This is a genomic window from Gottfriedia acidiceleris, from assembly GCF_036421055.1.
Classification (GTDB): Bacteria; Bacillota; Bacilli; order Bacillales; family Bacillaceae_G; genus Gottfriedia; species Gottfriedia acidiceleris_C.
Genome location: NZ_JAZGQS010000005.1, coordinates 230,168 through 255,853 on the forward strand (window position 1 = coordinate 230,168; position 25,686 = coordinate 255,853).

Annotated in this window: 18 protein-coding genes and 1 pseudogene; 3 read left to right on the plus strand and 16 right to left on the minus strand. The window is 32.6% G+C overall.

The window, feature by feature from the left end; translation table 11 throughout:
* Window positions 1–11: 11 nt before the first annotated feature.
* Window positions 12–1,406 carry a PLP-dependent aminotransferase family protein gene (locus RAH41_RS10070; protein WP_331222255.1) on the plus strand — a complete coding sequence of 465 codons (1,395 nt, stop codon included), beginning with the start codon at window positions 12–14 and terminating at the stop codon, window positions 1,404–1,406.
* 79 nt (window positions 1,407–1,485) lie between these two features.
* On the opposite strand, the gene RAH41_RS10075 is transcribed toward RAH41_RS10070, so the two are convergent.
* The 3 genes and pseudogenes from RAH41_RS10075 to RAH41_RS10085 form a co-directional block, all read right to left on the minus strand.
* Window positions 1,486–1,965, minus strand: a complete 480-nt coding sequence (locus RAH41_RS10075) for a GNAT family N-acetyltransferase (RefSeq protein ID WP_331222256.1) — start codon at window positions 1,963–1,965, stop codon at window positions 1,486–1,488.
* Between the two features lie 442 nt (window positions 1,966–2,407).
* Window positions 2,408–3,394 carry a proline dehydrogenase family protein gene (locus RAH41_RS10080; RefSeq protein ID WP_331222258.1) on the minus strand — a complete coding sequence of 329 codons (987 nt, stop codon included), beginning with the start codon at window positions 3,392–3,394 and terminating at the stop codon, window positions 2,408–2,410.
* Window positions 3,395–3,424: 30 nt separating this feature from the next.
* A pseudogene (locus RAH41_RS10085) lies at window positions 3,425–3,638 on the minus strand (L-glutamate gamma-semialdehyde dehydrogenase); the annotation flags it as partial.
* A gap of 180 nt (window positions 3,639–3,818) precedes the next feature.
* On the opposite strand from RAH41_RS10085, the gene RAH41_RS10090 reads away from it, so the two are divergent.
* Complete coding sequence (locus tag RAH41_RS10090) at window positions 3,819–5,384, plus strand: sigma-54 interaction domain-containing protein (RefSeq protein ID WP_331222260.1); 1,566 nt, start codon at window positions 3,819–3,821, stop codon at window positions 5,382–5,384.
* A gap of 217 nt (window positions 5,385–5,601) precedes the next feature.
* On the opposite strand, the gene RAH41_RS10095 is transcribed toward RAH41_RS10090, so the two are convergent.
* From RAH41_RS10095 to RAH41_RS10155, 13 genes are all read right to left on the minus strand, one after another.
* Window positions 5,602–8,952 carry a carbohydrate-binding protein gene (locus tag RAH41_RS10095; RefSeq protein ID WP_331222261.1) on the minus strand — a complete coding sequence of 1,117 codons (3,351 nt, stop codon included), beginning with the start codon at window positions 8,950–8,952 and terminating at the stop codon, window positions 5,602–5,604.
* Window positions 8,953–9,454: 502 nt separating this feature from the next.
* On the minus strand, window positions 9,455–10,675 hold the full coding sequence (locus RAH41_RS10100; RefSeq protein WP_331222263.1) for a sugar efflux transporter: 1,221 nt from the start codon (window positions 10,673–10,675) through the stop codon (window positions 9,455–9,457).
* Between the two features lie 141 nt (window positions 10,676–10,816).
* Window positions 10,817–11,686, minus strand: coding sequence for a Cof-type HAD-IIB family hydrolase (locus tag RAH41_RS10105; protein WP_331222264.1), 870 nt, complete (start codon window positions 11,684–11,686; stop codon window positions 10,817–10,819).
* 637 nt (window positions 11,687–12,323) lie between these two features.
* Window positions 12,324–13,472: a toxic anion resistance protein gene (locus RAH41_RS10110; protein ID WP_331222265.1), complete on the minus strand. Its 1,149-nt coding sequence runs from the start codon at window positions 13,470–13,472 to the stop codon at window positions 12,324–12,326.
* A gap of 19 nt (window positions 13,473–13,491) precedes the next feature.
* Window positions 13,492–15,174, minus strand: coding sequence for a VWA domain-containing protein (locus RAH41_RS10115; protein ID WP_331222267.1), 1,683 nt, complete (start codon window positions 15,172–15,174; stop codon window positions 13,492–13,494).
* 8 nt (window positions 15,175–15,182) lie between these two features.
* Window positions 15,183–15,917 carry a hypothetical protein gene (locus RAH41_RS10120; RefSeq protein ID WP_331222269.1) on the minus strand — a complete coding sequence of 245 codons (735 nt, stop codon included), beginning with the start codon at window positions 15,915–15,917 and terminating at the stop codon, window positions 15,183–15,185.
* 358 nt (window positions 15,918–16,275) lie between these two features.
* Window positions 16,276–18,753, minus strand: coding sequence for a PBP1A family penicillin-binding protein (locus RAH41_RS10125; protein ID WP_331222271.1), 2,478 nt, complete (start codon window positions 18,751–18,753; stop codon window positions 16,276–16,278).
* A gap of 190 nt (window positions 18,754–18,943) precedes the next feature.
* Window positions 18,944–19,864: an alpha/beta hydrolase gene (locus tag RAH41_RS10130; RefSeq protein WP_331222273.1), complete on the minus strand. Its 921-nt coding sequence runs from the start codon at window positions 19,862–19,864 to the stop codon at window positions 18,944–18,946.
* 695 nt (window positions 19,865–20,559) lie between these two features.
* The gene (locus RAH41_RS10135) at window positions 20,560–21,195 is read right to left on the minus strand and encodes an NTP transferase domain-containing protein (RefSeq protein ID WP_331222274.1); all 636 of its coding nucleotides are present in this window, start codon (window positions 21,193–21,195) and stop codon (window positions 20,560–20,562) included.
* On the minus strand, window positions 21,185–22,228 hold the full coding sequence (locus RAH41_RS10140) for an XdhC family protein (RefSeq protein WP_331222276.1): 1,044 nt from the start codon (window positions 22,226–22,228) through the stop codon (window positions 21,185–21,187). The genes RAH41_RS10135 and RAH41_RS10140 overlap by 11 nt, the downstream gene beginning before the upstream one ends.
* A gap of 194 nt (window positions 22,229–22,422) precedes the next feature.
* On the minus strand, window positions 22,423–23,166 hold the full coding sequence (locus RAH41_RS10145; protein WP_331222278.1) for a GDSL-type esterase/lipase family protein: 744 nt from the start codon (window positions 23,164–23,166) through the stop codon (window positions 22,423–22,425).
* 296 nt (window positions 23,167–23,462) lie between these two features.
* The gene (locus RAH41_RS10150; protein WP_331222280.1) at window positions 23,463–24,206 is read right to left on the minus strand and encodes a hypothetical protein; all 744 of its coding nucleotides are present in this window, start codon (window positions 24,204–24,206) and stop codon (window positions 23,463–23,465) included.
* Window positions 24,207–24,500: 294 nt separating this feature from the next.
* Window positions 24,501–25,022, minus strand: coding sequence for a DUF4362 domain-containing protein (locus RAH41_RS10155; RefSeq protein WP_331222282.1), 522 nt, complete (start codon window positions 25,020–25,022; stop codon window positions 24,501–24,503).
* A 426-nt stretch (window positions 25,023–25,448) separates the two neighbouring features.
* On the opposite strand from RAH41_RS10155, the gene RAH41_RS10160 reads away from it, so the two are divergent.
* Complete coding sequence (locus RAH41_RS10160; protein WP_025671048.1) at window positions 25,449–25,604, plus strand: XapX domain-containing protein; 156 nt, start codon at window positions 25,449–25,451, stop codon at window positions 25,602–25,604.
* Window positions 25,605–25,686: the final 82 nt, after the last annotated feature.

Sequence of the window (25,686 nt, forward strand, 5' to 3'; positions counted from 1 at the left end):
AGGTGAAGTATATGCCAGTAAATTCATTTGAAAATTACCCAATGTCTTGGAAACCCGATAAATTGACTTTAAAACGTCCTTTTTATCATTCGATTGCACTACAGCTAGAACAAGATATTATTAATGGCTATCTAGCACCTGGTACAAAGTTACCACCACAGCGCGAATTGGCTGATTTTCTTGACTTAAACTTTACGACAATCACTCGAGCCTACAAAATATGTGAAGTAAAAGGTTTAATCTATGCGATTACAGGAAGTGGAACTTTTGTAGCTCCAAATGCAGCCCATTCAATAACAATTTCAACAGATAAAACAGCAAATCGTATTGATCTTGGCTTTGTAGCTTCTTTTGAACAAACGAATAGTATTGTATCTGAAGCAATTCAGAAAGTAGTCAGTAAAAGCTATTTAGATCAATTATTAAATTACAATGACCCTACCGGAATCCCACATCACAAGGCAGCTGCACTAAACTGGATGGAAGCATTCGGTATTAAAGCTGCTCAAGATAATTTAGCGATTGTATCTGGTACTCAAAACGCTTTGGTCATTGCTTTAGCAAGTTTATTTGAGCCAGGTAATCGAATTGCAACAGACTTTTACACCTTTTCGAATTTTATAGAGTTAGCAAAAACGCTTCATATTCAATTAATCCCTATTCATTCCGACCAGTTTGGAATGTTGCCAGATGAACTTGAAAAACAATGTAGCCAATTAAATATTCATGGCATATTCTTAATGCCTTCTTGTAGTAACCCAACTACTATTATGATTTCTGACTTTCGAAAACTTGAACTAGCTTCTGTAATTAGGAAGCATCGTTTAATCTTAATCGAAGATGATATTCATGCATTTATAACTGCGGGAATAATTTCTGATTACAAACAACCGATGTATAACCTACTTCCGGAACAAAGCGTATATATTTGTGGTACATCAAAGTCCATCTGTTCTGGATTGAGAGTTGCTTTCATGGTTTTTGGGGATGCACTACACGAAAAAATTTTGAAGGCTATTTTTAATCTTAACGTAAAAACATCATCACTTGATGTGGAAGTAATTACTGAACTAATCTTATCAGGCAAAGCGCATGAAATCGTTCAACAAAAGAAACAGTTAGCTGAAACTGTAAACGAAATTTATACATCCTATTTCCCTGTAAATAAGATTGGTCATCCGCTTAGTTTTTACCGTTGGCTTCCAATTCATGGCCATAGTAACGGGCTAAACTTAGAAGCAGATTTGAAAAAACTAGGTGTACGTGTGTTTCATTCTGATCGTTTTCTAAGTGGACAATCTTCTTCTGAAAAGTATTTACGTATTGCACTGTCTTCTACCCAATCTTTAGAGGATTTAAATTCTGGTTTGAAAATTCTATCTAAATATCTTGACAAACAGATTTAAATATTACCAGTACAACAGTTGAAAAAAGGGGCTGAATGACCACCAGCTCCTTTCTAACTATAAATTTATTCTATTAATTTTATTTAAATCTAGCTGAACTAACCTTTAAGTTATAATCGGTAATCTCAAATCCAAGTTGTTGATAGAGATTCAATGCGCCTTGATTATGGCCAAAAACATGTAGCCATACATCATCTACTCCTAATTCATTTATTTCTTTTATACAATTACTCATCGCTTCTTTACCATATCCCTGACCTCTATATTCTGGAAAAATGAGAATTTCATATAAATAAGCATAATTTGGCTCTTGTTTTATGCTAATAGAATACCAAATATAACCAATCGTTCTTTCATTTAAAACGATGTTTTTCAAATAGTTATTTTCAGTATTTTCACCTTCTGGCAATAAAGATTGAAAAGCTGCCTTAGATTGTTCTAAAGCTGTTTCTTCTTTCCAACTTCCATTTTTCACTTTATCATTTGCAAAATTCACAGTTGCTATTTCTAGGAACCTCTGAAAATCTTGATTATTCATAAGTGTTAATTTTAATGTCAAATTAGATCATCCTTTTTATTTAAGTAATTTTTAATCTTAAAGTCCCAATTAAGTATTCAATTTTATATTGGAAATATCCTTTTTTGATCAACAGACTATGAAAATAGGACGGCACTTTTAGCTAACAGATAGTCATTTCATGAGATTTATCCTAAAGATGGTTGGAATTGAGTAAAAGTAGACAATTCAAATGTTTATTTTCAAATCCATCTGTTCAGATAAAATATGAAAGTAAAAAGACCTTCAATCTATTAAATTCAGAGTCGAGTCTTATAATATTTGAAAAAGGACTGTCCAAATTTTGACAGTCCTTTTACGATCTTATTGAAATTTGTAAAAAACAGTGGAACTCGATTACAAGTTTTATTATTTAATAGATTGTTATTGGTATACAATCTCTTGCTACACATCCACCATTTTTAACAAACGCCTTATTTTTTTATTATTTCTGTTTTTTCTTGTTTACTTTAGATAATCTTCCTAATGTAAAGGCACCGACAGCTAAGCCAATCATGGTGTTGGTTTTTTTATTAAAGACCTGTTTTGCTACAAGGTTTAAGTTTTGTGGTCTTTCCGCAAGCCGACGCATAAAGTAACCGTACCAGTCCATTCCAAATGGCACATAAGTGCAGAAATTGCAGCCTTCACTTGCTAGTTTCAATTGAAGGTCTTTTCTGAAGCCGTACAGCATTTGGATTTCAAATTTATCGTTCGGAATATTATTTCTTTTTACAAAATCTTTAACATGTTGGATGATTTTGTGGTCATGTGTTGCAATAGAAGTGAATTTTCCATTTAACAAGTGCCATTCTATCAACTTAATAAAGTTTTTATCAATATCTTTCTTGTCTTGGTACGCATATTCCTCAGGCTCTTTATATGCACCTTTTACAATACGAAGGCGAAAATCTTTATACTTTTCGAGATTTTCTTGAGATTGATAGAAGTATGCCTGGATAACGGTTCCTACATTATCATACTCCAAAGAAAGTTCATCTAAAAGTTCAAACGAAGGCTTTAAGTGTCCATAATCTTCCATATCAATATTAACAAAAATCCCATATTGATGTGCATGGTGAACAATTTCCTTTAAATTACTCAAACAAAAAGAGTACTCAATGTCCAAGCCCAATTGAGTCGGTTTTAACGAGATATGTGCATCTACTTTATTCTTATGAATGGCTTCGATGACTTTCAAAATTTGTTCTCTAGCCTGGATTGCTTCTTCCTTTTTAAAGACAAATTCCCCTAAGTTATCGACGGTACATGAGATCCCGTGTTTATTTAGCTCTTTAATGCTTTTAATTACTTCTTCAATATTTGTACCAGCTACAACACTTTGCGCCCCCATTTTTAAACCATACTTTTTAGCGGCACTGTTAAGAAATTGATTTTGTGATAAGGCCATAAAAAAATCTTTCAATATCATATTGATTCCTCCCATATTTTCCTGCTACAAATCTTTGTTTGCTTTTGATACAACCCCTACCACTTCATTTTTTTATAGGGTTAAATGATGTGATTTTGTGATCCGTTATAATTTTTTCCCCACCAATGTTTAGGGGATATTCTTTCCCAAGTTGTGAGTTTACAAGATCTAACGATTAATTAAAAGCGTTTATATTCTCCTCTTTTGAAAAGTCTGTAAAAGGTTCGTGTTTATAAGATAGCAAGTTTTTACCCCCTCAAATTCTTTGTTGCTTTATTTAAATGCAATTTTTGTGCCAACTTAAAAAACTACTTTATACTTGATTTTTCGAAAAATGTGTAAACTATAGATTTACAAAAGTGTAAACGGAGTGTAAAATATAAACACTTTTGTAAACCATTAAACAGTGATAAGGTGATTGGTTATGTTAAAAGAAAAAGTTTCACTTCTGTCCATTTCCCTTCCTTTAGATGAGGAGATTCATACAGAAAAAATAAAACAATTCTCTGTTCACACCTTGCTCTCAGAGGTTAAAGAAATAGTTCAAGACCAAGATATTGTTCTTGTTGATGAAGCTGGAAGACAAGTACGCAGGGTCCCCTTTACTACATTAATAAATGCTATTTTTCAAGAGTGGCAAAATCTTTCAGGTGTTTATCAGACGCTTCTGCGTGCCGTAGATAATGCCATTACAATAGTAGACAGCGATGGAAAAGTTGTTGCATGGAATCCTAAGGCAGAAGATTTGTACAAAACTTCTGCAAAAGAAATGATCGGCTCTAAAATTACAAATCGCTTTAAAGAGGATTCAGTAGTTTTAATGTCCACAATGAAGGAAGGAAAAGGGGTTATTCGGCATTATAACCAGCCGCAGGAAGATGTCCATGTATTAATTAACACCTTACCAATATTCATCAGTGATAAGGTGGTAGGTGGGATTTCGGTTGAAAGTGATATTACAGAAATTGTAAAACTAAATAATGAACTTACAACTACTACTGCGTATATTCAAGATTTGGAAAATCAGATTAGGAACAAGGATATTATCGATCCCTTCCACAAAATAAAAGGAAGAAGCCAAGCGATAAAAACTTCCATCTCTTTGTCCAAGAAAGTCGCCCATACAGATGCAACCGTCGTGATTACTGGTGAGAGCGGTGTTGGTAAAGAGTTGTTTGCACAGGCTATTCACAAAGCAAGTCCTCGTTCAAAAGGACCATTTATTGATCTTAACTGCGGGGCCATTCCCTCGGCGCTTTTTGAAAGTGAATTATTTGGTTATGAAAAAGGTGCATTTACAGGGGCAATAAAAGAAGGGAAGCTAGGAAAAATAGGGACAGCAAAGGGTGGAACATTATTTCTCGATGAAATTGGGGAAATGCCATTAGAGCTTCAAGTAAAATTGCTGCGTGTCTTGCAGGAGAAACAATATTATCGAGTTGGCGGAAACCAACCTATTCCAATAGATGTGCGAATTCTTTCAGCAACAAACCGGGATTTGGAGAAAATGGTGGAAGAAGGTTTATTTCGTGAAGATTTATATTATCGGTTAAATGTGGTTACAATCCCTGTCCCGCCCCTCAGAGACAGAAAGGAAGACCTTCCCGAACTTGTCCAATTATTTTTAAAAGAGTTCTCCATCAAATACCAAAAGCCGGTTCCAGTCATTTCTCCGGAAGTGATGGTAACATTCATGCATTTTCCTTGGAACGGCAATATCAGGCAACTTAGAAATATAATTGAGCGAGTAATGATATTTACAGATGATAATATAATTAAATCTGAACAATTGCCAAATGAATTTTTTAAAAGACACACAAATTCTCAATCACCTATTCTCGAAGAAGCGGAATTACACGAAGGGGATGAAAAGTCACTAATAATACATGCCCTAAAAGTAACATATGGAAATAAATCAGCTGCTGCAAAAATGCTTGGTATTTCCAGGGTGACACTTTATAACAAAATGAAGAAGTATGGGCAGTTATAATGAGATGTAATTTTTAACAAAAAAAGTGATCGCCCAATAGAAATTTAGCGATCACTTTTTTCAAATAACATCTATTTCGTAGAAAGGTATTTAACTCTTAATTTGGGGAATACCAGTGGTTGTCACCACCCCCAGTAAGGAATAACACCCAAGAGTGACGCGGCACTTCCACCTCTACCCTATTGATCCTTTAAACCACTATGCTATCTTTTGTAAATTATTGTTGTGATAACAAATATTGGGCGTCTCTAAGTAAATATTCTGCAGCCTCAGTTGTGATGTGTTTACCACTTTGAGCCTTAACTTCATTCAAGAAGCCTTTCAAATTATTATTTCCTAACTTTTCCTGGAGGCTATTTGCGATTCCTGCATTGTCAATCCATTCCGAATAAGCAAATCGCTTTACTAGTCCATATATAGATTCATAGGTTGCAATTGTTTTAAATTGAATAGTTTTGGTACAGATATTACCAGCATTGTCTACTGAGTAGATTACTAATGAATGCAGGCCTAGTGACAATTGATATAATGCGATTGGTGTTTCAATTTTGTAAGGATCAGCATCGAGTGTAATCATCGTTTTATTGTTATCAACACCCGATAAATTGTCAGTAAATTTAAAGTTAGGTGTAATTTTGCCATCATTTTCATAAATACTACCATCGACTGGTACTGATTCTGTAACAATTGGTCCCGTCTTATCAATATTAATTATAAGTTTTTTTGTTACTTCAACATTTCCTGTGTTATCAATCGCACGATATTCAACTTTGTGTATGCCTTCCTCTGTCAAAGTTAATTGGTTTCGGGTTACCCATTCACCTTCGTCTATCCTTGTCTCAATACGATTGACACCTGTACCATTCAAATTGTCCTCAGCATTGAACTTAACATTTACATTCTTTATATTCCACAGATCGTCACCAATAGACCCGTCAGTTGTTGCTGTTGTAATAGGCGAATCAACATCTTCGCTTCGTCCATATACTTCAAATTCATAAATATTTGCTGCTCCTGTTTCAGCATAATTTTGAGGTGTCGTAATGTAAAGTCTTACATACCTTACATTGGTTTTATTAAAATACCTGTCCGTGCTATTAGATACATTACCTGCAACGTTGTCTAGATCCTTCCAAGTAGTTCCATCTAGACTGCCCTGTAGTTTATAATTTTTAGTATTTAGAGATAAGCTATCTCCACCTTCTCCAGAATGCTTCACAATCCATCTACTAATATAATAATTTTGCCCAAGGTCCACCATTAGCCATTTGTCTCCGTTAGTATTTGAAGACCACTTACTACCATATTCGGCAGAACCATCAACAGCTTTTGAAGGATCATTGCCTATTAAACTACCATTTGATGTAGCTGTCTTGTTTAAAGTCAAATTGAATGGTGCTGGATCATATGCTAATGTTGTAACATTAATTGCACTACTTTCTTCTGATACATTACCTGCTGCATCCTTTGCTTTGACTGTAAATTGATAGGGTGTATTAGCTTTTAGTCCTGTTACTTCAAAGTTTGTACGACCAGTTGTAGATCCAATCAAAATGTCACCGTTAAAAATATCATAGCCAGTTACACCTACATTTCCTTTAAAATTATCTGTTGATGCATCCCAAGATAGAATTGCCGTCTTGTCCGTTACTAACTTTGTAGTGAAATTTGACGGTGTTGTTGGTGCTAGTTGATCCGCTTCAAGTGCATCCGGCGTATAATTATTAATTGTCCAAGTAGCGATTGTACTTTTTTTAGCGAAGTCTCTTCCATTAATAACAACTCTATCGGCATATATATCAAATATCAGCCCTTGAGCACCTGGCTCTTTAGTATAAGAAGGTATATATTTTATTGCACCATCTCTAATCATCGAAAAATACTGTTTATTATATAAAGTACCAGGTAGTCTAATATCATCATGAACATGTCCTGTTATTAAAACGCTTTGTGGATATTCACCTACAATATCTTTAAATTTTTGATCCTGTACTTCATCACTTTGATAGCCATCCTCTGGCCTTGTCATTGAAACCGTATTACCTAATGGTTGGTGAACGAATAAAAAGATTGGTTTAGATTTATTAGCGCCCTCGGCCAATTTTATTTTTAACCAGTTAAGTTGGGTATCCGAAAGGTAAGCACTGTCCTTATCATCCGTCTCGGTTGCCAAATAGATAAAATGATATCCATTGATCCATTTATCAAAGTACACATCTGGCATTCCTGTATGTGATAGAAATGTATTTTTAGCGGTTTCGAATCCGTTCATCCATCTTACATCATGGTTCCCAAATACATAGTTGCGATTTAAATTGGGATATTTATTCATTGTTGACATAAAGGTGTCATATTGTGCATCTGTTCCATAATCAGTAAGGTCTCCTACGACGCTAACCGATTTTACATTATTATTTACTGCATCGTTCATTGCTTCATTTAATATAATATCATTACTATCCCCTTTTACATTCGAATGTGTATCAGAAATTGCCATAAAACTGAATTTATAACTAGTATCTTTTTCAGGTGTTGATGAAGCTAGTACAGTTACATTTATTTGTGTTGACAGTGCGACATTATTTGGATTTGTAATGTCTTGAGGCTTGTTTACTAATCCTGTAATCGAAAAGCTCTGCTCATCCTTTATAGCTGGATTATATCCTGAAGAGTCAATATCCCATTTAACCGGTGCATTAACATTTCCTGCATCAGTAACTAGTACAACATTACTGGGCAAACCTAATGCGACCGTTGAAGGTGCTGTGCCATTTTCTACCCCTGTGATTGATTTAGGTGTGATAATACTTTGTAGAATCTTTGAATTTATATTTACTGAGTAAGTAACTTTCTTACCTCGTACTGTGATCGTTAAGGTTTGATTTGTTGTTACCGAAGAACTATTGAATCCGCTCACATCTGAAGCTCTAATCTCCTCTACACGTTTTGTACCATCAATATACGTACCTGTGACCTCTAACCCTGTAAGATCAAGGCTTTCACCAATGCGATAGGAAGTCTTTATTGGTTGTTTTGTAAGAGAAATACTGTTCAAAGATTTCGAAAATTGAAACCAGTTGATATTGGCAACATATGTTTTTCCAGCCGTAACTTTTAATACAAGATAGACATTATGTACTCCAGTAACCTCAGAAATACCAGTAGACATAGTTTGATAAACATTCCAATTGTCTGGTGCAGTTGCAGTAACTGAAAGGGTACCTACTTTCTTCCCATTCGTACTATTTGGACCGTCAATCCATATTTCGATGTCTCCACCAGCATTTGATCCCTTAACTGCGACTCTTGCACTGAAATTTGTAGCACCACTGATACCGCTTCCAAAATCAAAGTTCTCGTATTCCAAATACTGGTTATCATTCGTACCACCTACACTTTGTCCACCGTCTGGACAAGATTCAACTTTAAGATTTGAACCCGACTTGGAACTAAAACTTTCTGCTTCTGACAGCTTATACCCATCAGTGGAGGCATACACTGGTCGAATGTAGCTCACACTGCTTAAAATAAGTAATACTGACATAATAATTAAAAATAAATGCTTCAACTTCCTTCTCCTACCCATCTTATCACTCCTGTTTTTAAGTTCTCATTTGCCCATGGACATAATTATCTTATCTACCTATTATTAAATTGAAATCTATATAATGTAATCCTTCTGTAAAATGTTTTAAAATCTTCTCATAACTTTCTAAACTCCCAAATTAGTACAAAAATAGATAAATAGGAGGTAAATTACTTAAATTAATCCAATTAATAAAAAAAGGTTAAGTCCCTATCACGAAGGGAACTTAACCTCTAATCTCAACTATTTTTATATTTTACATCTTAGACTTTACTTAAAATTAACACTAACTCTAAAACCATTCACATATCACAAATAATTTATTCTCTTTAAACTCTGCAGTTATATTTCCCTTCATTTTTTCCATTAAACTTTTAGCAATTGGCAAACCAAGGTCTGTGCTTTTTCCTGTTCAAGTATAATCTGCTTTATAAAAACAATCAATTATACGTTATTTATGTGTAATTTATCAACAATTAATCAACTACACAGATTGACTATGACCTGTCGATATTTCCATTTCCACATTGTTTTTAGATTTCCATAATATAAAGAGTGAACAAATTACAAAAAATATACAAAGTAAGTATACATTTCGAAAGCCTGCTATTTGTGCAAACAGACCTCCGCCTAAATTTCCTATTAAACTTCCAATTGTCGAGCAATTCGCATAAATTGATGCAGAAAAACCTGGCGAATTTGGTAATAGGTCGTTAAAATAGCTTATGCCATTCCCCATAACGATTGCAATGTATGTTGCCTGTAGCAACTGTGCAATGATTAGCTCCCATGTATGGGTCGAAATGCTTAAGACTAAATAATAGGCTAAACCAATAAAGCAACCGTAGATCATCAATGCATGATTTGAGATTTTTTTAGAAAGTACTCCTAATGCAAGCATAATTGGAATTTCTAAACCTGCACATAAACTTACAACTAATCCAACATCTGTATTAGTACCATGTAACTCATTAACGATAAAAAGAGGTGTGTTGATCCAATTTATCGAACTAACAGCAAATAATAAGATAAAAGCTATAAATGGTAGTCTTAGTTGTTTTCGTTTAGCGGCTGTGACATTGGTTTTGTTTTTCTTTTTTATATGGTTCTGAACTGGTTTTCTCTTTTCTAAAAAGAAGAATACTAGAAGCGTAATCACTACATAAATACTAGATGTTCCCCAAAATAGTCCATGATATCCTTTTGCTCTTAAAATGATCGTACCTACTAATGGTCCAATTAAAAATCCTAAAGAAACAAGCGATCGTAAAGTTGATAATGCTAAAGTCTTGTCTTTTGATAAACTTGCATTAGCCGATTCTTGTGCGGATGCAAAAATTTGTGGCATAGCCGCTGCACCTAATCCATTAAATAAAGCCACGAAAACTAATAATAAATAGTAGTTATGAAATATTAAATAGGAGGCATAACCTATAGCCGATGAAATCATCGCAATCATAATGATCCATTTTCTGTCAATCCCTCGATCAGAACGTTCAGCAATTAATGTATTAACTAAAACTCCAGTTAATGAAATCACAGCCATGAAGATACCGAATGCTCCAGTACTCATCCCTATATATTTTGTAGAATATAGAGATAAATAAGGAGTTGTGATTGAAAGTCCGATCCCTACAAATAACAAACAGATGACAAATAAACTATACCCCTTAATGGCAAATAGATCTTTTATCCGTCTAACCAAAATTTCCTCCCCCTTACCTTTCTATATTTTAATCGATTGATATAAATGGACAAATAAAAACAACCTTGGATAAATTAACAAACTCACATATTTACCCAAGGAAAACATTGCTTATTTAGATGTATTTAGATTTCTTTACTATTATAGTACATTTGACTCTGTAAAAATATATTTTTCGAATGCATAAGCAACGCCATTTTCATCGTTACTTAATGTCACAACATCACTTGAGATCTTTACTTCTTCTTCAGCATTCCCCATTACTATTGATAATCCGGCTATATTTAACATTGGAAGATCATTTTTTTCATCCCCAATAGCTACTGTATTTTCTAATGGAATATTGAAATATGATGCCAATGCTTTTAAACCATACCCTTTATTTCCATTTATATGTGTAACCTCAAGATTAAAAGGTGAGGCACTCGTAACAAAAATCTCATCTATGAATCTTAATTTTCTTTCAAGTCTCTCCATTTGTTTCCTATCAAGGGTTAAAATAAGAAACTTTTGAATCGTAAAATCATCATTATCAATTATTTCATGAACTTTATTAAAAAACGAATGCCCATGTACCGTTGGGGGTGTAGTAAACATTTTAAAGTGTCTGTTTTCGAAGTATTCTTTAGGAACACGCCCAGATGACACAACATTTTCAAAACGTTTATCCCAATTACTAGGGGCAAATATTCCCTTATTTGTAGAAATATTGTACGGTAAGTCTTCACTCTCAACTTCTAGGGCAATTTTTTGCACTTGAGGTCTCCCTATTGAATTTAGTTCAATTAATTTATCATTTACATATAATGCAGTTCCGTTATGGCCTCCAACTGGACAATCTAAGCCATACTTTAAAAGTTCATCCTTTACTGAACTTGGTGACCGCCCGGATAAAATTATTACGATATGTCCTGCTGCCTGAGCTTTTTTTATCGAGTTTAACGTTTCTTTACTTATTATTTTTTCCGTGTTAAGTGTAGTACCATCCAAGTCTAATGCAATAAGTTTCATGTCAATCTCTCCCTTTATGGGTTATACATTTAATGATAATATTATAGTTTTGAAGATATGTTTGATTTACTTAATTATGCATAGAAAGAAGTATCGGTCGTTAACTCATACCTTCTAAAACGACGAATTGAAGAGCTTGCAGGAAGCGTGACTTCTATTACTGTCCATATCATCAGATGCAGCAGAAGTAGCATTCCGAGTAGGCTATGAAAGTCCTTCTCAGTTCAGTTGAGAATACTCTCGGTAATTTGGTTTTCCTCCAAAGAAAGATCTTAAACGAATGAGGGCGAAATAATCACATGATGTAAAATCGTATAAAATAAAAAACTAAGAAAAATAACCCTCCAGTTATAGACTTAAAAACTACGAAATAAAGAGTAATAATTCTCATTCATAAATTATTCTACTTTATTACTAGAATAATGTGTAATTTTTCACATTATATTTGTTTATGACCGGACTTTTAAATAGGTCTGTTTATCAAAAACCTAGTATATTTTTTGGATAACTCCTCAATTTAAAAATTTCTGATCCACTTTTTCTAAAAATTCAACACTGATACCCTATAGAATAGACTTTTTTATGGTCTATTCTATAGGGTACTCTTTACTTACTACTTATATTTTTTCAATAGCTTCTATAATCCAATCCGATCCCCTTTTTCAAGTCTTTGAATCTGCTGTGAACCGACTTCGGCTAATTCTTGGAATTGTAGAATTGTTTGACGCATTTTTGGCAAAGCCTCTTGTTTAAATGTACTGATCGATTCAAATGCGGCTATTACGTTTGTAAATGAGTTTTTTAGTGTTTCAACAGAAACCGCTGACTCCATCGCTTGCTTTTGGATTGCAACTCCTTGCTCCTTTAATAATCTAGAAGTACCTTCAATAATCGTATTTGTTGTTTGATTTAAAGCAGTGATTTTTTGTAAAACAATTTTTTGATTATATAGAGCACTTGCTACAGTTACTGCTGTATTCAGTGCAGAAATCGTTACCGTTTTTGCACGTTCAACACCACGAATTAATTCTCGATTATTTCGAATAACAACTTCATATGACATATCTCCTTGGTGATTTACAACTAACATTTGCTGTAGGTCCATGACTCGTTGTCGTAATGGATAAAGAACTTCCTCTGAGATGAATTTAATTTTTTCTTGATCTTCCCCTTCGATTTTTGCTTTTTCAATTTGAGTTTGAATTGACTCATCCATTAATGTTCCAAGTTGGATTTCCTTTTCTAGCGTTTTTGAAAGCATACGAAGTGATAGTTGTTCATGCTCTAATGTCGTGTTATCATTTTCAAGAATTTTTTTCCCCTTATCAAGTGACTTTACAATATCTGCGATTGCAACATCTGCTTTTTCAAATCTTTGAAAATATGAACGAATAGGATTAAATAACTTACCTAAAAAACCCGATTTTGCAAAATTAATTACACTTGGATCTAAATCCTTCAATTGAACTTGGAGCTCTGATAATCCTTTTGCAACTTGCCCTCCCTCATCTCCACTTTTTGCAAGTTGACCAAGTGAAACCTTTAGTAGAGAATTTTTATTGGAAGAAGATTTCATCGTCTGTAATCCAAATGATTCGATTGATTGAAGAATTTCTTTTCGTTTTTCGTACGTTTCCTTTGAAACAGTGTCTAATTCCATAATCATCGCTACATTTGCATCCGCGGTTGCTTTTAATTTTATTAATTCCTCGGGTACAGGCTTTACTTGCTCCTCTATAACTGCCTTTATTTCTTCTTCATTTACAACTTGCATGGAAAATGACATTCTTAAATCCTCCTACTTATTAAAGTTGAACATTAAAGAGATTACGAATTTTATAGATTACGTCATCTGAATCAGCATTAATGTTTGCCGCTTCGTTAATATTCGAAATACTTTCAAGCGCTTTAATATTTGCATTATAACCAATCGTATAAATTGGGATTTTATATGCTTTTATGATTCCTTTTACATTCTTCAATGAATTCCCATGATTGGTCTCGCCATCGGTTAGAACAAAAATGAGCGGTCTAACATTTGGATTTTTTTTCATTTCATCTTTCAGCATATTAATTGCAACCAGAATTCCATCATTTGTTGCTGTATCTCCGCTAGCATCCAGGCTAGATACTGCTCCGACAAATTTTGACTGTTGATTTGCATCAAATTTTGCAATTGGAAGATTGATCGTAACATCAGCAGAGTATGAGATTAAACCAATACTATTATCTCTACCTAAATATTTTTGACCTTTAAGTAGTGATTCTTTTAGCTCATTTAATGGTTTACCATCCATACTACCTGAAACATCTGCTACAAAAACCGCAGCAATTGGATTTGAAGTATTTTTCTTTCCTTTCCAAAGTTTCTGTGCGGCACTTAAAGTATCTCCATCCATCGATTTAAGCTCCGATTTGTAATTATTTAACCCATTAAATCCATCTTTTTTCGCAAGTGTTTGAAGATTATTTTGACTAGTAAATTCTGCAAATTTATCTAAAATATCCATTTTCTCTTTTGGTAAATTTCCTAATGCATAAAGTGGACTGTCGTGGCGCACTCCAAATGGTATAAATTCGTAATTATTTTTTAAATCAGGTGAATTAACAAATGTTTGATATTCTAAGACAAATGCATCTAGGACGCCTGATTCCGCTGCATCACTCATTTGTAGAGTAGTAGAAGCAGTGAACGGTACATTTGCTTGAAAGCTTTCAAACCCTCTCACAGCAGTATCGCTTAGTAGATCTTTTGAGTCAAAGGAATTTAAAGTCGTAATTAAAAAATTTAATCCTGTTGAACTAGTAAATGGATCGGTATATCCCATTGATAGTTCATTTTTTGTCATTGCCTCGATAACGGTTTTCGGATCGACTTTACTATACTTTTTCATTAACTGATTATATTTTGTCTTTGAAATGACAATTCCAGGAACATTTCCAACTAATCGCGAGGATACAGTTTCTGTTTGTACACCACTTGCTGTGATCATTCGACCCCAAAGTTCATTTGAAGGTGTAAAAGCATCAGGGACATACTTTCCAGATTTAATAAAGTCTGTTGCAGTACCAGATGCAATGTTTCTAATTTTTACAGATACTTGCTTACCATTTAGATTGAATTTTGCATCATTAAACTTATTTGCAACTTCGTTTAACCAACCATTTTTCCCATCACTTGATTTTTCAGTAGATGAAAAAATTTCAACAAAACTATCAGACGTATTATCTACGGTTACAGGAAATTTTGATATATCAGGGAGTTCACTTGCGACATCAGCTGTACTTAAGTCAATTTGACCTTTAATTGGTTTTGATTTCGAAATATTAATTTTCGAGATCATTTTAGCTAATTGCTGATTTTTATTTTTATCGGTAATTTTCACAACCTTATCTCCAGAAGTCATATTAACTCCAATATAGACAAGAAGAAAAACTACAACGATCACTGCAATAGATGCAAAAAGAAACTTCTTCATTGTTATCATCCCTTCATTCATTGCCTATAATATTTTGTCTGTTGAATTAATGTATCGATTTCTTTCATACATTCCATTTTTTCAATATCATCGATTCCTATTTCATCTAGCCTTGATATTTCTAATATTAATTTATCAATATTAACAAGGATCTCTTCATTCATTTCAATCGCCCTTTTTACAAATTTGATATATTCATTAAAAAGATTTGTTTTCTCTTGAATTAATGACTTTGAATAGCGTAATCCGTCTTTCCCCTTTATTTTTTTATATTCAAGTTCGTCAAAAGTACTAATCTTGTTTATGATGTTTCTTATTCTCAAATAAAATAATGTCTCAACCTCGTCCACAACAGATGCAAACTTGTTGTATGTAATTTCAGTTGGAGAAAATCGATCTGTTAATAAGTTATAAAATACGCCTTTTTTCTTTTTCATTCGTTCGATTTGCTCAATTGAAATAATAATATCTTCTTTTAGTACTTTATTATTTTTATATCGACTTAAAGCAAGAACGAAATCTTCATTTGTTTTTAGCTGCTTAATTGGTTTATCTTTTACACGCTTGAAATACAGATGAAACAGACTTAATAGAAGTACTAACAAATTCGCTATTATGAACGATACTCCAAATGCAGTTTGAAATGCACTAGCATTAATCAATTGGATTCCGATTAAACCTGGAGAGAATACAATCACATTCAAAATCGTAATGAAAGCGATTAGCCCCACTAATTTTAATCCCTTTATCATCTTTCACTCCTCCGCTATACTCTATTTATGCTCTATTACTCATTTATATTTATCATTCTGATTTTTTAGTTTAATAAATTACAGAAATAATGACTTGGCTTAAAATTTTTTACAAATGATTTTTTTCAACATACAAAAAAACGCTAATGATATGATCCTCTTATAGTAGACACGAAAAAAAGCCTATCCGTTAAAATGGATAGGTAGTGTAATTTAGATTATACTTAGGTTATATATTCATCGTTATAATAACTTTTAAAAAATTAATACTTAATTGTTCTTCTATTTTAAAACTCCTTTAACATTACTCAAATAAAAAAACGCATTGATATTTTCTCAATGCGTTTTTTATTTAGATTTACTGTGGATTATTAGGATTAGGGACAATTGGATTTACGATATTACCATTCCCATCTCCTGTACCAGGCTTTTGATCACCTGGATTCGTCGTACCTTCTCCGTTCCCGTTTCCATTCCCTTGCTCATTTCCAGTTCCCTGTCCATTTCCTGTTCCTTGCCCACCTTCATTTCCAGGTGGAGTAGTTTGTTGTTCTGTTGAAGTTAAATCAACAGTAACTGTAACTGGTCCACTCTTACCTTCAGTACTCGTAGCAATAATCGTTATTTTTACAATATCTCCAGGGACAATTCCATTAATACTTGTTGCTGTACCTTGTATTTTTTGAGTTTGTCCCGCTGCACCATTTACAGTATAACTTACGTCAAAAGAAGTTTTTTGAAGCAGATTTGCAGGATACGTCCAATTTAATGAAATATTACTTGTAACAGGATCATAATTTGCCTTAACATTTTTTGCAGACTCAATCACAATATCTTTCGGAATATCATCTACTTTTTCTCCTCGAATGTATAATTCATTTCGAATTTCTTCAACTGATGAAGGTTTTCTAAATATTGCGTTTCGATCTCCATTGGAAGCTAACATATCTCTTGCAATGAATTTGGCAATATTCGTTGAACCTTTACCAAGAAAATTATTCTTTTTATTTTTTTCATACCCTGTCCAAACAGCCATTGTAACATCAGAAGAATAGCCAATAAACCAACTATCACGGGTTGCGTTATCCGGAAATCCATATTTTTGTTTTACTTCATCAGAGTAGTTTGTGGTACCTGTTTTACCTGCCATATCAAGACCAGGTACATTTGCTCTTTTTCCGGTACCAAGTGGTGTTTTTACTACATCCCGAAGCATATCTGTTACCATATATGCAGTATAATCACTCATAACTTGTTTAGGCTCAGTTGCAAATACTTTTTCAGTTTTATCAGGATAAATAATTTTTTTTACGGAGTGTGGCTTGTTATAAATTCCACCATTTCCAAATGCAGCATAAGCTCCTGCCATCTCCATTGCTGATACACCTGTGAATCCTCCTATAGAATAAGATTCATAAAAAGTATTTTTTGAAAAATTAAACCCTAAACCATTCCCAAATTCTCTAGAACGATCGCTTCCTACTGCCTGGAAAGTCTTTAATGCAGGAATATTTCGAGAGTCGACTAATGCTAACCGAATTGAAATGTCACCTTTATATTTTCGATCCCAGTTCCTAATAGGTGTACCATTAGAATATGTATAAGGCTCGTCAAGAATTTGATGATAAGTTGACCATTTTAAATATTGAATAGCTGGGCCGTAATCAAGTATCGGTTTAATTGCAGATCCTGGCTGTCTTTTAATATCAGTAGCGAAATTTAAACCACCAGTACTTGTATTTCTACCAGCACCTACTGCTCGAATTTCCCCCGTTTTCGTATCTAATAATACAAATCCAGTTTGAAATTCATCACTAGGATAGAAGCTTTTTCCTCTACTTAATATTTCATCTGCTTTATCTTGAGCTTTAGGGTCTAAGGTTGTTTCAATCGTTAGCCCATCAGTATAAACATTTGCATCACTATTTTTTTCTACTTCATTTACGACTACATCGATAAATGAATTGTATTTTGTACCGCCAGATTCATGAATCTTTACTAATGATTTCATTGGTATTGCTTTTGCATTTGAATATTGTTCCTCTGTAATATAGCCATATTTTTTCATTTGACTTAAAACTGTATTTCTACGATTTTGTGACTCAGTAGGGTGCTTTGCAGGATTGTAGCTATTTGGAGCCTTCACCATACCTGCTAAAGTTGCAGCTTCTGGTAATGTAATTTTAGATAGATCTTTACTAAAATAAGTTTCACAAGCTTTGGCTACACCATATACTCCTCGTCCTTTAAGTCCATTTGAAAAGTAAACTTTATTTAAATACATTTCTAATATTTGATGTTTAGAGTATCTTTGTTCTAATTTAAATGCTAAGTACCATTCCTGAACTTTACGCTTAATTGTTTTTTGAGAAGATAAAAATGAGTTTTTTACTACTTGCTGCGTGATCGTACTTCCACCTTGCGAACCGAAACCTCCAGTAATATTCGCTAATACTGCACCGAATACCCTTCGAATGTCTACGCCTTTATGTTTATAAAACCGAACATCTTCGGTAGCAATAAATGCGTCTTCTACAACCTTAGGAATTTCATTGTAGGACACTTTTGTACGTTGTTCTCTACCTAACTCTGCTACAACTTTGCCATCCATATCAACAATAGTTGAGGATAGCGGTACTTTAAGTTTTGATTCATCTAATGCGGGTGCTCCGCTAACTAAATATGAAAATATTCCTACACCAATCAGTATGAAAACAATGACGATTGATAATAATGTTACAGTAATTTTTTTCCATAAGCCTTCAGACTTATTGGAAATTTTAGAAGGCTTTTCCAGCCGTTTACGTTCCTCTCGCGAACGATATTCATTTGCCATTTTAGTTCGCCTGCCTTTTTAGTAAAATAGAGCTTTTGGGGCAAAAATTATACCTTTTTATTTAAACCAATTTATAAATAATAGTATTTTCTAGACGCTCTACTTTCATGTACTGAAGAAATATCTTTCTTAAATAAAAAAACAGATAAACCACTCTTAAAGGTTCATCCGTTTCGTAAAATCTAATTAGTTATTTCATTTCATTAGACGAAAACGTCTTTTCAATAAAATCAATTACTTTCTTCGTATATGGTTCCGGTTCTTCAATAAATGTTGTAATATGTCCATGTTCTGTTAGCCATAATGTTTTTTCGTTTTCATCAGGAATTTGTTCATAAATCATTTCACTACTACTGAATGGTACTTTCAAATCATTCTTTCCATGAATTAACAAATAATTTGTAGAATTTCCTTTTTGAACGGATATGACAGGAGACACTTCTTTTGGGTCAATCTTTAATAAATGTTTCATCGAACGTAAAATGATTGAAGTAAACGGTTTTTTAGGTAATTTTGACCAAACACTTAAATTATCTTCCAAATAAGTTTGTAAATCATGAAATGGACTATCTGCAATAACTCCTTTAATTTGCGGATGAAGACTACCAACCAGTAAACATGTCGCCCCTCCCATACTCCATCCAAGCAAAATAATTTCTTGTTGATTTCGTTGATTAATCACATATTCCACGGCCGACGATAAATCATGCTGTTTATAATATCCAATCCCTGTTGTTCGTCCACCTGATTTTCCACTATTACGGAAGTCAAACATCAATACATTATACCCTTGATCATGAATTGATTGCACAATTTTAAGACCATTAATCTTTTTTTGACTTCGTTCATCTGTATAGCCGTGTGCAGTTATGACAGTTTTAGATGTTGAATTTTTTGCAGGTATCCACCATCCTCTAAGCACAACTTGATCAAGATTACTCTTAAATTCAACCTCTTCAAATTGCAAATTATAATCGGCAGGGGTTTGTTTTGTTTTTCTTCTAAATGGATGCGTTAAAATTAAACCGACTAATATCGGTATTAAGAAGAATAAAACCGGAGACAAAATTAACATCCAAATTAAAAGTTTTTTTATTTTTTTCCGTTCCATCTTGCACACTCCTTTTGTCTGTTAGCCAAATAGAAGTTCTTCTATTTAAATTATGAAATATGTTAGACTTTGTTGTTTTTTAATGAACTTTTATTTATGTATTAATTGTATCTTTTTAAGTTCCTGCTAATCAATAGATAAGGGGTGCCGAAATTTCGTTCTACCGAATTTTTAGGCACCCCATTTAATGAATTATGTAGTATCAATAAAAATTTACTTATGTGCTAATTTCGTGACATCAACCATTATACAATCTTGTTGCCCTTGTCTTCATAATAACTATTGTTGTGATTGCGACTAAATAAAATAATAGCATTGTACCAAATCCGATTACTAAAAACATAGAATTCCCACCTTTTTGTTTGTTATGACTTTTACAAGTTGAACACGTTAACTAGAATTAACTACTTATTTTCTGCTCACTCATAAATAGAACTTTATGAATTTTGTCACAAAAAATAAACTTTATCTAGAATTTACACTAACTTTATATGTATTTGGTTTTAGGATTGCTTATAATTTTCAAAACATAAAATCAGTAAATTCACAGTAAAGAATACCTCTAATCAAAAAAATCCCCCTATACTATAGGGCGACAAAGTATTATCGTTCATAATTAGTTTTAACTAGTCATCATAGACATGCTCTACACCTAACTTCTCACAAAAGTAGCGACACCTTTTCTAAATTCCTTTCTATTCATTACTTTTCGCTACTTCATACGCTTCTTTTGTATCGATATCGAAAAAATCCCACTTATTCTCAAATTCAACTAACAAATCTTCTATATTAGGATGATTCCGAATAATTGCTCTTGCTCCTTCATCTCCATTTAACATGAATAAGTCAGGTATTGTATTTGCCGATAGGATAATTGGTGGTCTTGGAACACCTTGAAAGCTTGCTGCTATAAAAGGAATTGTTGATTTCTCACTAAACCGCTTTAAATAATGCTGTTGTAATTCATTTATCGTTTGAATCGATAAAAAAGGTTGGTCTGCGAGAAGGATCATAATCCCTAAAGGTTTTGTTACTAGAGCTTGAGTTAAACCACATTTTAAAGAGTATGATTGCCCCTTGTTAGCACTAGTACATGGAACATGCGTCCAAAAATCTTTATAAGGTTTTTGTAAAAGATCTTTGCTAATCCAATTTAGTGTATCATCTTCTTTTGTTACTACAAAAACATGGTCAATATCTGAATTTATAAAATTACGTAAACCTAAGCTTCCAATTGTAGAATTACCTAATGGAAGAGAAATTTTATTCTGACCCATTCTACTACTACTGCCTGCAGCAAGTAAAATTGCAACGATTCTACTATTTTTCATGCTTAGATTTCTTCATTATTCTTTGTCTCTGAATTAATTCACCAACAATACTAATTGCAATCTCTTCTGGACCTTCAGCACCAATTTGCAGACCTGCTGGACTATTAATTTCTGTATTTAATTTTTTACCTTCCAACAGTCGTTCGATTCGTTTCTTTCCACCAAGAACTCCTAAATACTTAAGATTACTATTTAAAATTTGATCTAAAATTTCCTTGTCTTTTTGGAATTGGTGGGTAATGATTATTGCAGAATCAGAAGAAGTCAATTGAAGTCTTGGTATGATTTCGCTCGGAAAACCTACAAGTATTTGTTCTGCGTCTGAAAAGTATTCTTTAGAACATAGATCCGGACGCCAATCGGTTATCGTTACAAAGAATCCTGCTAGTGATGCAATTTTTACTAAAGGAATCGCATCCTTACCTGCACCAAACACGAATAAACGAGGCTTTGGATGAAAAGTATGTAAATACAATTTACTTCCTAGCTGATTGATTGTTAGGAGCCCACTTTTTTGATTCGTATAATGTAATTCTTTTAGAACACTTATAAGATTATCTAATTTCCGCTCATTACAACTTCCAAAAAAGTTTTTTTTATCTACTAAGAACAAAGTTTCAACGTCGTTATGATCATCAGATAAAATTTTCATCATCGATACACTTTTACCATTTAATAGGAATGTTTTTAATTTAGTTAGTAAATTAAACATACTTTCATTAATTGGCTCCAAAAGCACAGTAATAATTCCGTTACACCCTGCTCCATTGCCCCATGTTAAATCATCTTCTGCACTCATATCATACGTCACAATTTGAGATGTTTTTCTTACTCTTGTTTCTTGAACTCGATATGACAAATCTGCTTCAAGGCAACCAGCGCTTAGTAAGCCAACCTCTTTTCCATTTCCCTTAAATAACATGGAAGTTCCTTCTTTCCTGTATGCAGAACCTTCTACGTGAATAATTGTAGCTAATACATCACCATCTTTATATGATGTAAGCTCATTTAGTACCTCATGGATACTTTCCATTAAATCCCTCCTAAAAATAAAATCATTTTATTTCAAAACGACATTTTAATAATATTTATATATAGTTCTATGATGAATGGGTTATGTCTCGTTTCATAATTAATTAACTTTCGAAATAGGTACAAATAAAAAAAGATTAACCACAATTTATGGTTAATTGATAAATTAAATAAAAAACAGTTATGATAGAATTTTTATTTTTTTATACCGAGTGCGTTCCTTCCGATATTGGCTAGTACAGTTTGTCCATCTTTTGTTGGATGTATATCTCCCTTTCTAACATACGTAGCTTGTTTTTCATCAAACGCAGAAAAAGCATCAGCTATTTTTACATTTTTGTATTTACCTGCAATAGTAGCAATTTTAGGGTTAATGATAAACGATAACAATTGATTTGATAGTTTATGCATCGGTTGATTATTTACTTGAAATGGATTATAAAAATTATACAAAACAATCGGAGCTTCACTAAGTTCACGAATTTCCTTAATTATTTCATTTAAATTTCCTGTTAACTTCGGCATCATTGAAGCAATTTTTCCAGGAAGTTGATCTAAATGATTACTCTTTTTCAAAGTATGTAACAAATCATTATTTCCTATATCCAAAGTAATGTATTCTGCATGTTTTATTGATTGTCTGAAATTGGTATCATATTTAATTGCTTGCAAAAGATTGGCTGTAGTCCAACCTGGAACGCCCAAGTCACGAACTTCAAGGTTTGCGTTTTCACCAATTAGAAAAGGGAACGCATAGTTTGATGGTATTTTATTATTAGTACCTAAATTGAAACCAAATGTTATAGAGTCTCCAAGACCAACAAGATCAATCTTTTCATAAGTATTAACTTTATCATCTTTTGCAAGTGCTGTATTTGAAAATAAAGAACCTGCTAAAGCAAATGTAAGAAACGTTATTACAATTTTTCTTCTTCTCAACAAATACGCCCCCTTAAATAAGTGTATTAAGATACTAAACTTCTTTTTATGATTAGTAAAAAGTAGTAATACAAGACTTAAGTTACAAATATTCAGGATTATACTCTAAATGCTTTTTTATACATTTAGTGTTTTATTAAATTATTTGTCTAAATGAACAAAAACATGTAACTATTTAACTTTAAATTGTTAATAGGAATTGAGAATTTAAAAAAGCTAACTGTATAAGTTAGCTTTTTGTGAATTTTCCTAATCTAATTAGAGATTAAATTGAAATTTCTATTCTCGCTTTAAATTTAAATCTCAGCAACTTTTGAAGGGTTATTTAGTTTGTATTTAACTTCTTTGTTAAGTTTCTTATCAACTACTTTCCCATCAAATTGATAAGATTTGCCTACCTCTAATTCAGCTGCCTTTAAAGTTTTACTCAATGAACACCAAGCATTTCCAATTACTAAATCTTGATCTCCTTTGACTGCTACGTTTTCCCAAATAACAATCTCTTCTTCGCTATCATTAAAATGATTATATTTTGTACTAAATTCTTTAACCGTACCGTTAAAATGTGATTTATCAGTTGGTAATGTAATTGAAATTTCCTCTTTCTTTTCTACTTTTTTCTTAGTAGTAGCTTTAGAAGCACTTTCTTTTGACTTTGTTACTGGTTCTGATTCTGTTTTCTTTTCTTCACTGTTCTTCGTATCACTTTCACCAACTGTGTATACTTTTTTGAAGCTTGGAGATTGCATTTCTTTTAAATAAGCTGGATGAATACAAGTTAAATTGCCATCTTCAAATTCAATAATAATTGTATGATACTCATCTGTTACCCCATAAGTTTCATAGCCAACAAGTTTTACATTTACTTGAAAGTCTTGACCTTTGAATAAGAAATCGTGTTTTGGATTTTTATTAAATAACCCCCAAGAACGTCCTTTTTCTAAATAATCCTCCTCAGATAAAAATTTTGTAAATTCTCCTTTTGGAGGTATGTATTTTATTAACTCCGTTTTCTCATTTTGAACCATATTTTCTGTCATTTTATTTACTCCTTTGGTGAAACTTTTTATTTACAGATTTTAGTTGTAATTTTATACGTTATATTTAAAAATTATAGTTTAGTTTGGAACTTTTTGTCCATCTTATCTGTAAAAGAAATAAGTTTCGAGAAATATTACGGTAAGTGAAATTTTTAAGTTTAAATAGCAGTTCATTAAGGCATTAAATTCAAAGTTCTAAACTTTTTTTATAAAAATTACGGTATATGAAATTTCTTCCACTTTCATGTACTTTAATACAAAAAACGCCGATTATTTAACCGACGTTTTTAAAAACTAAAATTCGACCTTGTCAAAATGGTAACAATTTGTTAAATAGGACGATTTTGAATTTACGACTAACTTTTGGCAATAGTCTTCTAATACTTTTGGTCCTGTAACAAATTTGCTCATCGCAAATGTACCTTTTCGATAACGATCTGTTCGATCCCTTGAACTATCAAATCGATAGTATATTAATTTTCCATTATATTGATATTCAGTAATTACTGGATCACTTTTTGAAGTAAATTCAACAAATCGAATAAAGTCAGGCTTCTTATTTTTTACATTCTTAATAAATTTTTGAATCCGTTCATTATGGTTAGTAGTTCTTCCTATTATTAATATGTCTCCATTTTTTAGCGCATCTTCTTTACTATAGTTTGCCGGAATTTTATTAGTTGCTTTTTCTCCGTAATTCTCGATTTCTTTTTTTATCATTTCTTTCGTAAAAACACTAGCCTCTGCAACCATAAAATGATCGAAAGAAAAACCAAGAAATACTAAAAGCATAAGCGATACAATTGATTTATACATTTTGCCCTCCAATAGTACAGTTAATCATATTGGTTAGTTTTTCCATTGCAATATAACTTATGCAATTGACACAAAAAACCACCTTTACTTTTGTACTGACCCCATAAAGTTAGACTGGTCATTTCAAGTTAGGCAGCTTGCTGTTGGGCCATGTTCACCAAATTAAGTAAAATCATGAATTTCTTGCAACAGCGATTGTTTCATTCAATATCCCCTTTCAACTTAAAAGTATCTATGTGATCAATCAAAATTTTCTTTAAAAATATATTCTTTAAAAACATTTCTTTACCTACCATATACAAAAAATTTCTATATTCGAGTATTTTGTATTAGCTATGTTTTTTGGGGATAATACCCTATTAACAGAGAAGATTAGCTGTCAGTATCAATTCTAAAAAAGTGTTAAACAAAAAGGAGTTAGTAAATATGCATGAAATAATTATGAGCTTAATCGCAGGTTTAATTGTTGGAGTTGTATTTACTCTCATTAAATTACCAATCCCGGCACCACCTGTATTTTCAGCAATTTGTGGGATTATTGGTGTGTGGGGTGGAATGAAATTAGTACAGTTATTTATCTAATTAAACCTTATTTTTATTTAATGATATTTTTATATTGATTGGAAACAATAAGATTGCAAATTAGAAATTATTCTACGATTTT

What these genes read in the sequence shown, in the direction of transcription:
- RAH41_RS10070 (WP_331222255.1), top strand. Translation starts at nt 12, where the DNA reads ATGCCAGTAAATTCATTTGAAAATTACCCAATGTCTTGGAAACCCGAT.
- RAH41_RS10160 (WP_025671048.1), top strand. Translation starts at nt 25,449, where the DNA reads ATGCATGAAATAATTATGAGCTTAATCGCAGGTTTAATTGTTGGAGTT.
- RAH41_RS10105 (WP_331222264.1), bottom strand. Translation starts at nt 11,686, where the DNA reads ATGAAACTTATTGCATTAGACTTGGATGGTACTACACTTAACACGGAA.
- RAH41_RS10140 (WP_331222276.1), bottom strand. Translation starts at nt 22,228, where the DNA reads ATGGAAAGTATCCATGAGGTACTAAATGAGCTTACATCATATAAAGAT.
- RAH41_RS10090 (WP_331222260.1), top strand. Translation starts at nt 3,819, where the DNA reads ATGTTAAAAGAAAAAGTTTCACTTCTGTCCATTTCCCTTCCTTTAGAT.
- RAH41_RS10150 (WP_331222280.1), bottom strand. Translation starts at nt 24,206, where the DNA reads ATGACAGAAAATATGGTTCAAAATGAGAAAACGGAGTTAATAAAATAC.
- RAH41_RS10110 (WP_331222265.1), bottom strand. Translation starts at nt 13,472, where the DNA reads ATGTCATTTTCCATGCAAGTTGTAAATGAAGAAGAAATAAAGGCAGTT.
- RAH41_RS10130 (WP_331222273.1), bottom strand. Translation starts at nt 19,864, where the DNA reads ATGGAACGGAAAAAAATAAAAAAACTTTTAATTTGGATGTTAATTTTG.
- RAH41_RS10125 (WP_331222271.1), bottom strand. Translation starts at nt 18,753, where the DNA reads ATGGCAAATGAATATCGTTCGCGAGAGGAACGTAAACGGCTGGAAAAG.
- RAH41_RS10135 (WP_331222274.1), bottom strand. Translation starts at nt 21,195, where the DNA reads ATGAAAAATAGTAGAATCGTTGCAATTTTACTTGCTGCAGGCAGTAGT.
- RAH41_RS10115 (WP_331222267.1), bottom strand. Translation starts at nt 15,174, where the DNA reads ATGATAACAATGAAGAAGTTTCTTTTTGCATCTATTGCAGTGATCGTT.
- RAH41_RS10120 (WP_331222269.1), bottom strand. Translation starts at nt 15,917, where the DNA reads ATGATAAAGGGATTAAAATTAGTGGGGCTAATCGCTTTCATTACGATT.
- RAH41_RS10155 (WP_331222282.1), bottom strand. Translation starts at nt 25,022, where the DNA reads ATGTATAAATCAATTGTATCGCTTATGCTTTTAGTATTTCTTGGTTTT.
- RAH41_RS10080 (WP_331222258.1), bottom strand. Translation starts at nt 3,394, where the DNA reads ATGATATTGAAAGATTTTTTTATGGCCTTATCACAAAATCAATTTCTT.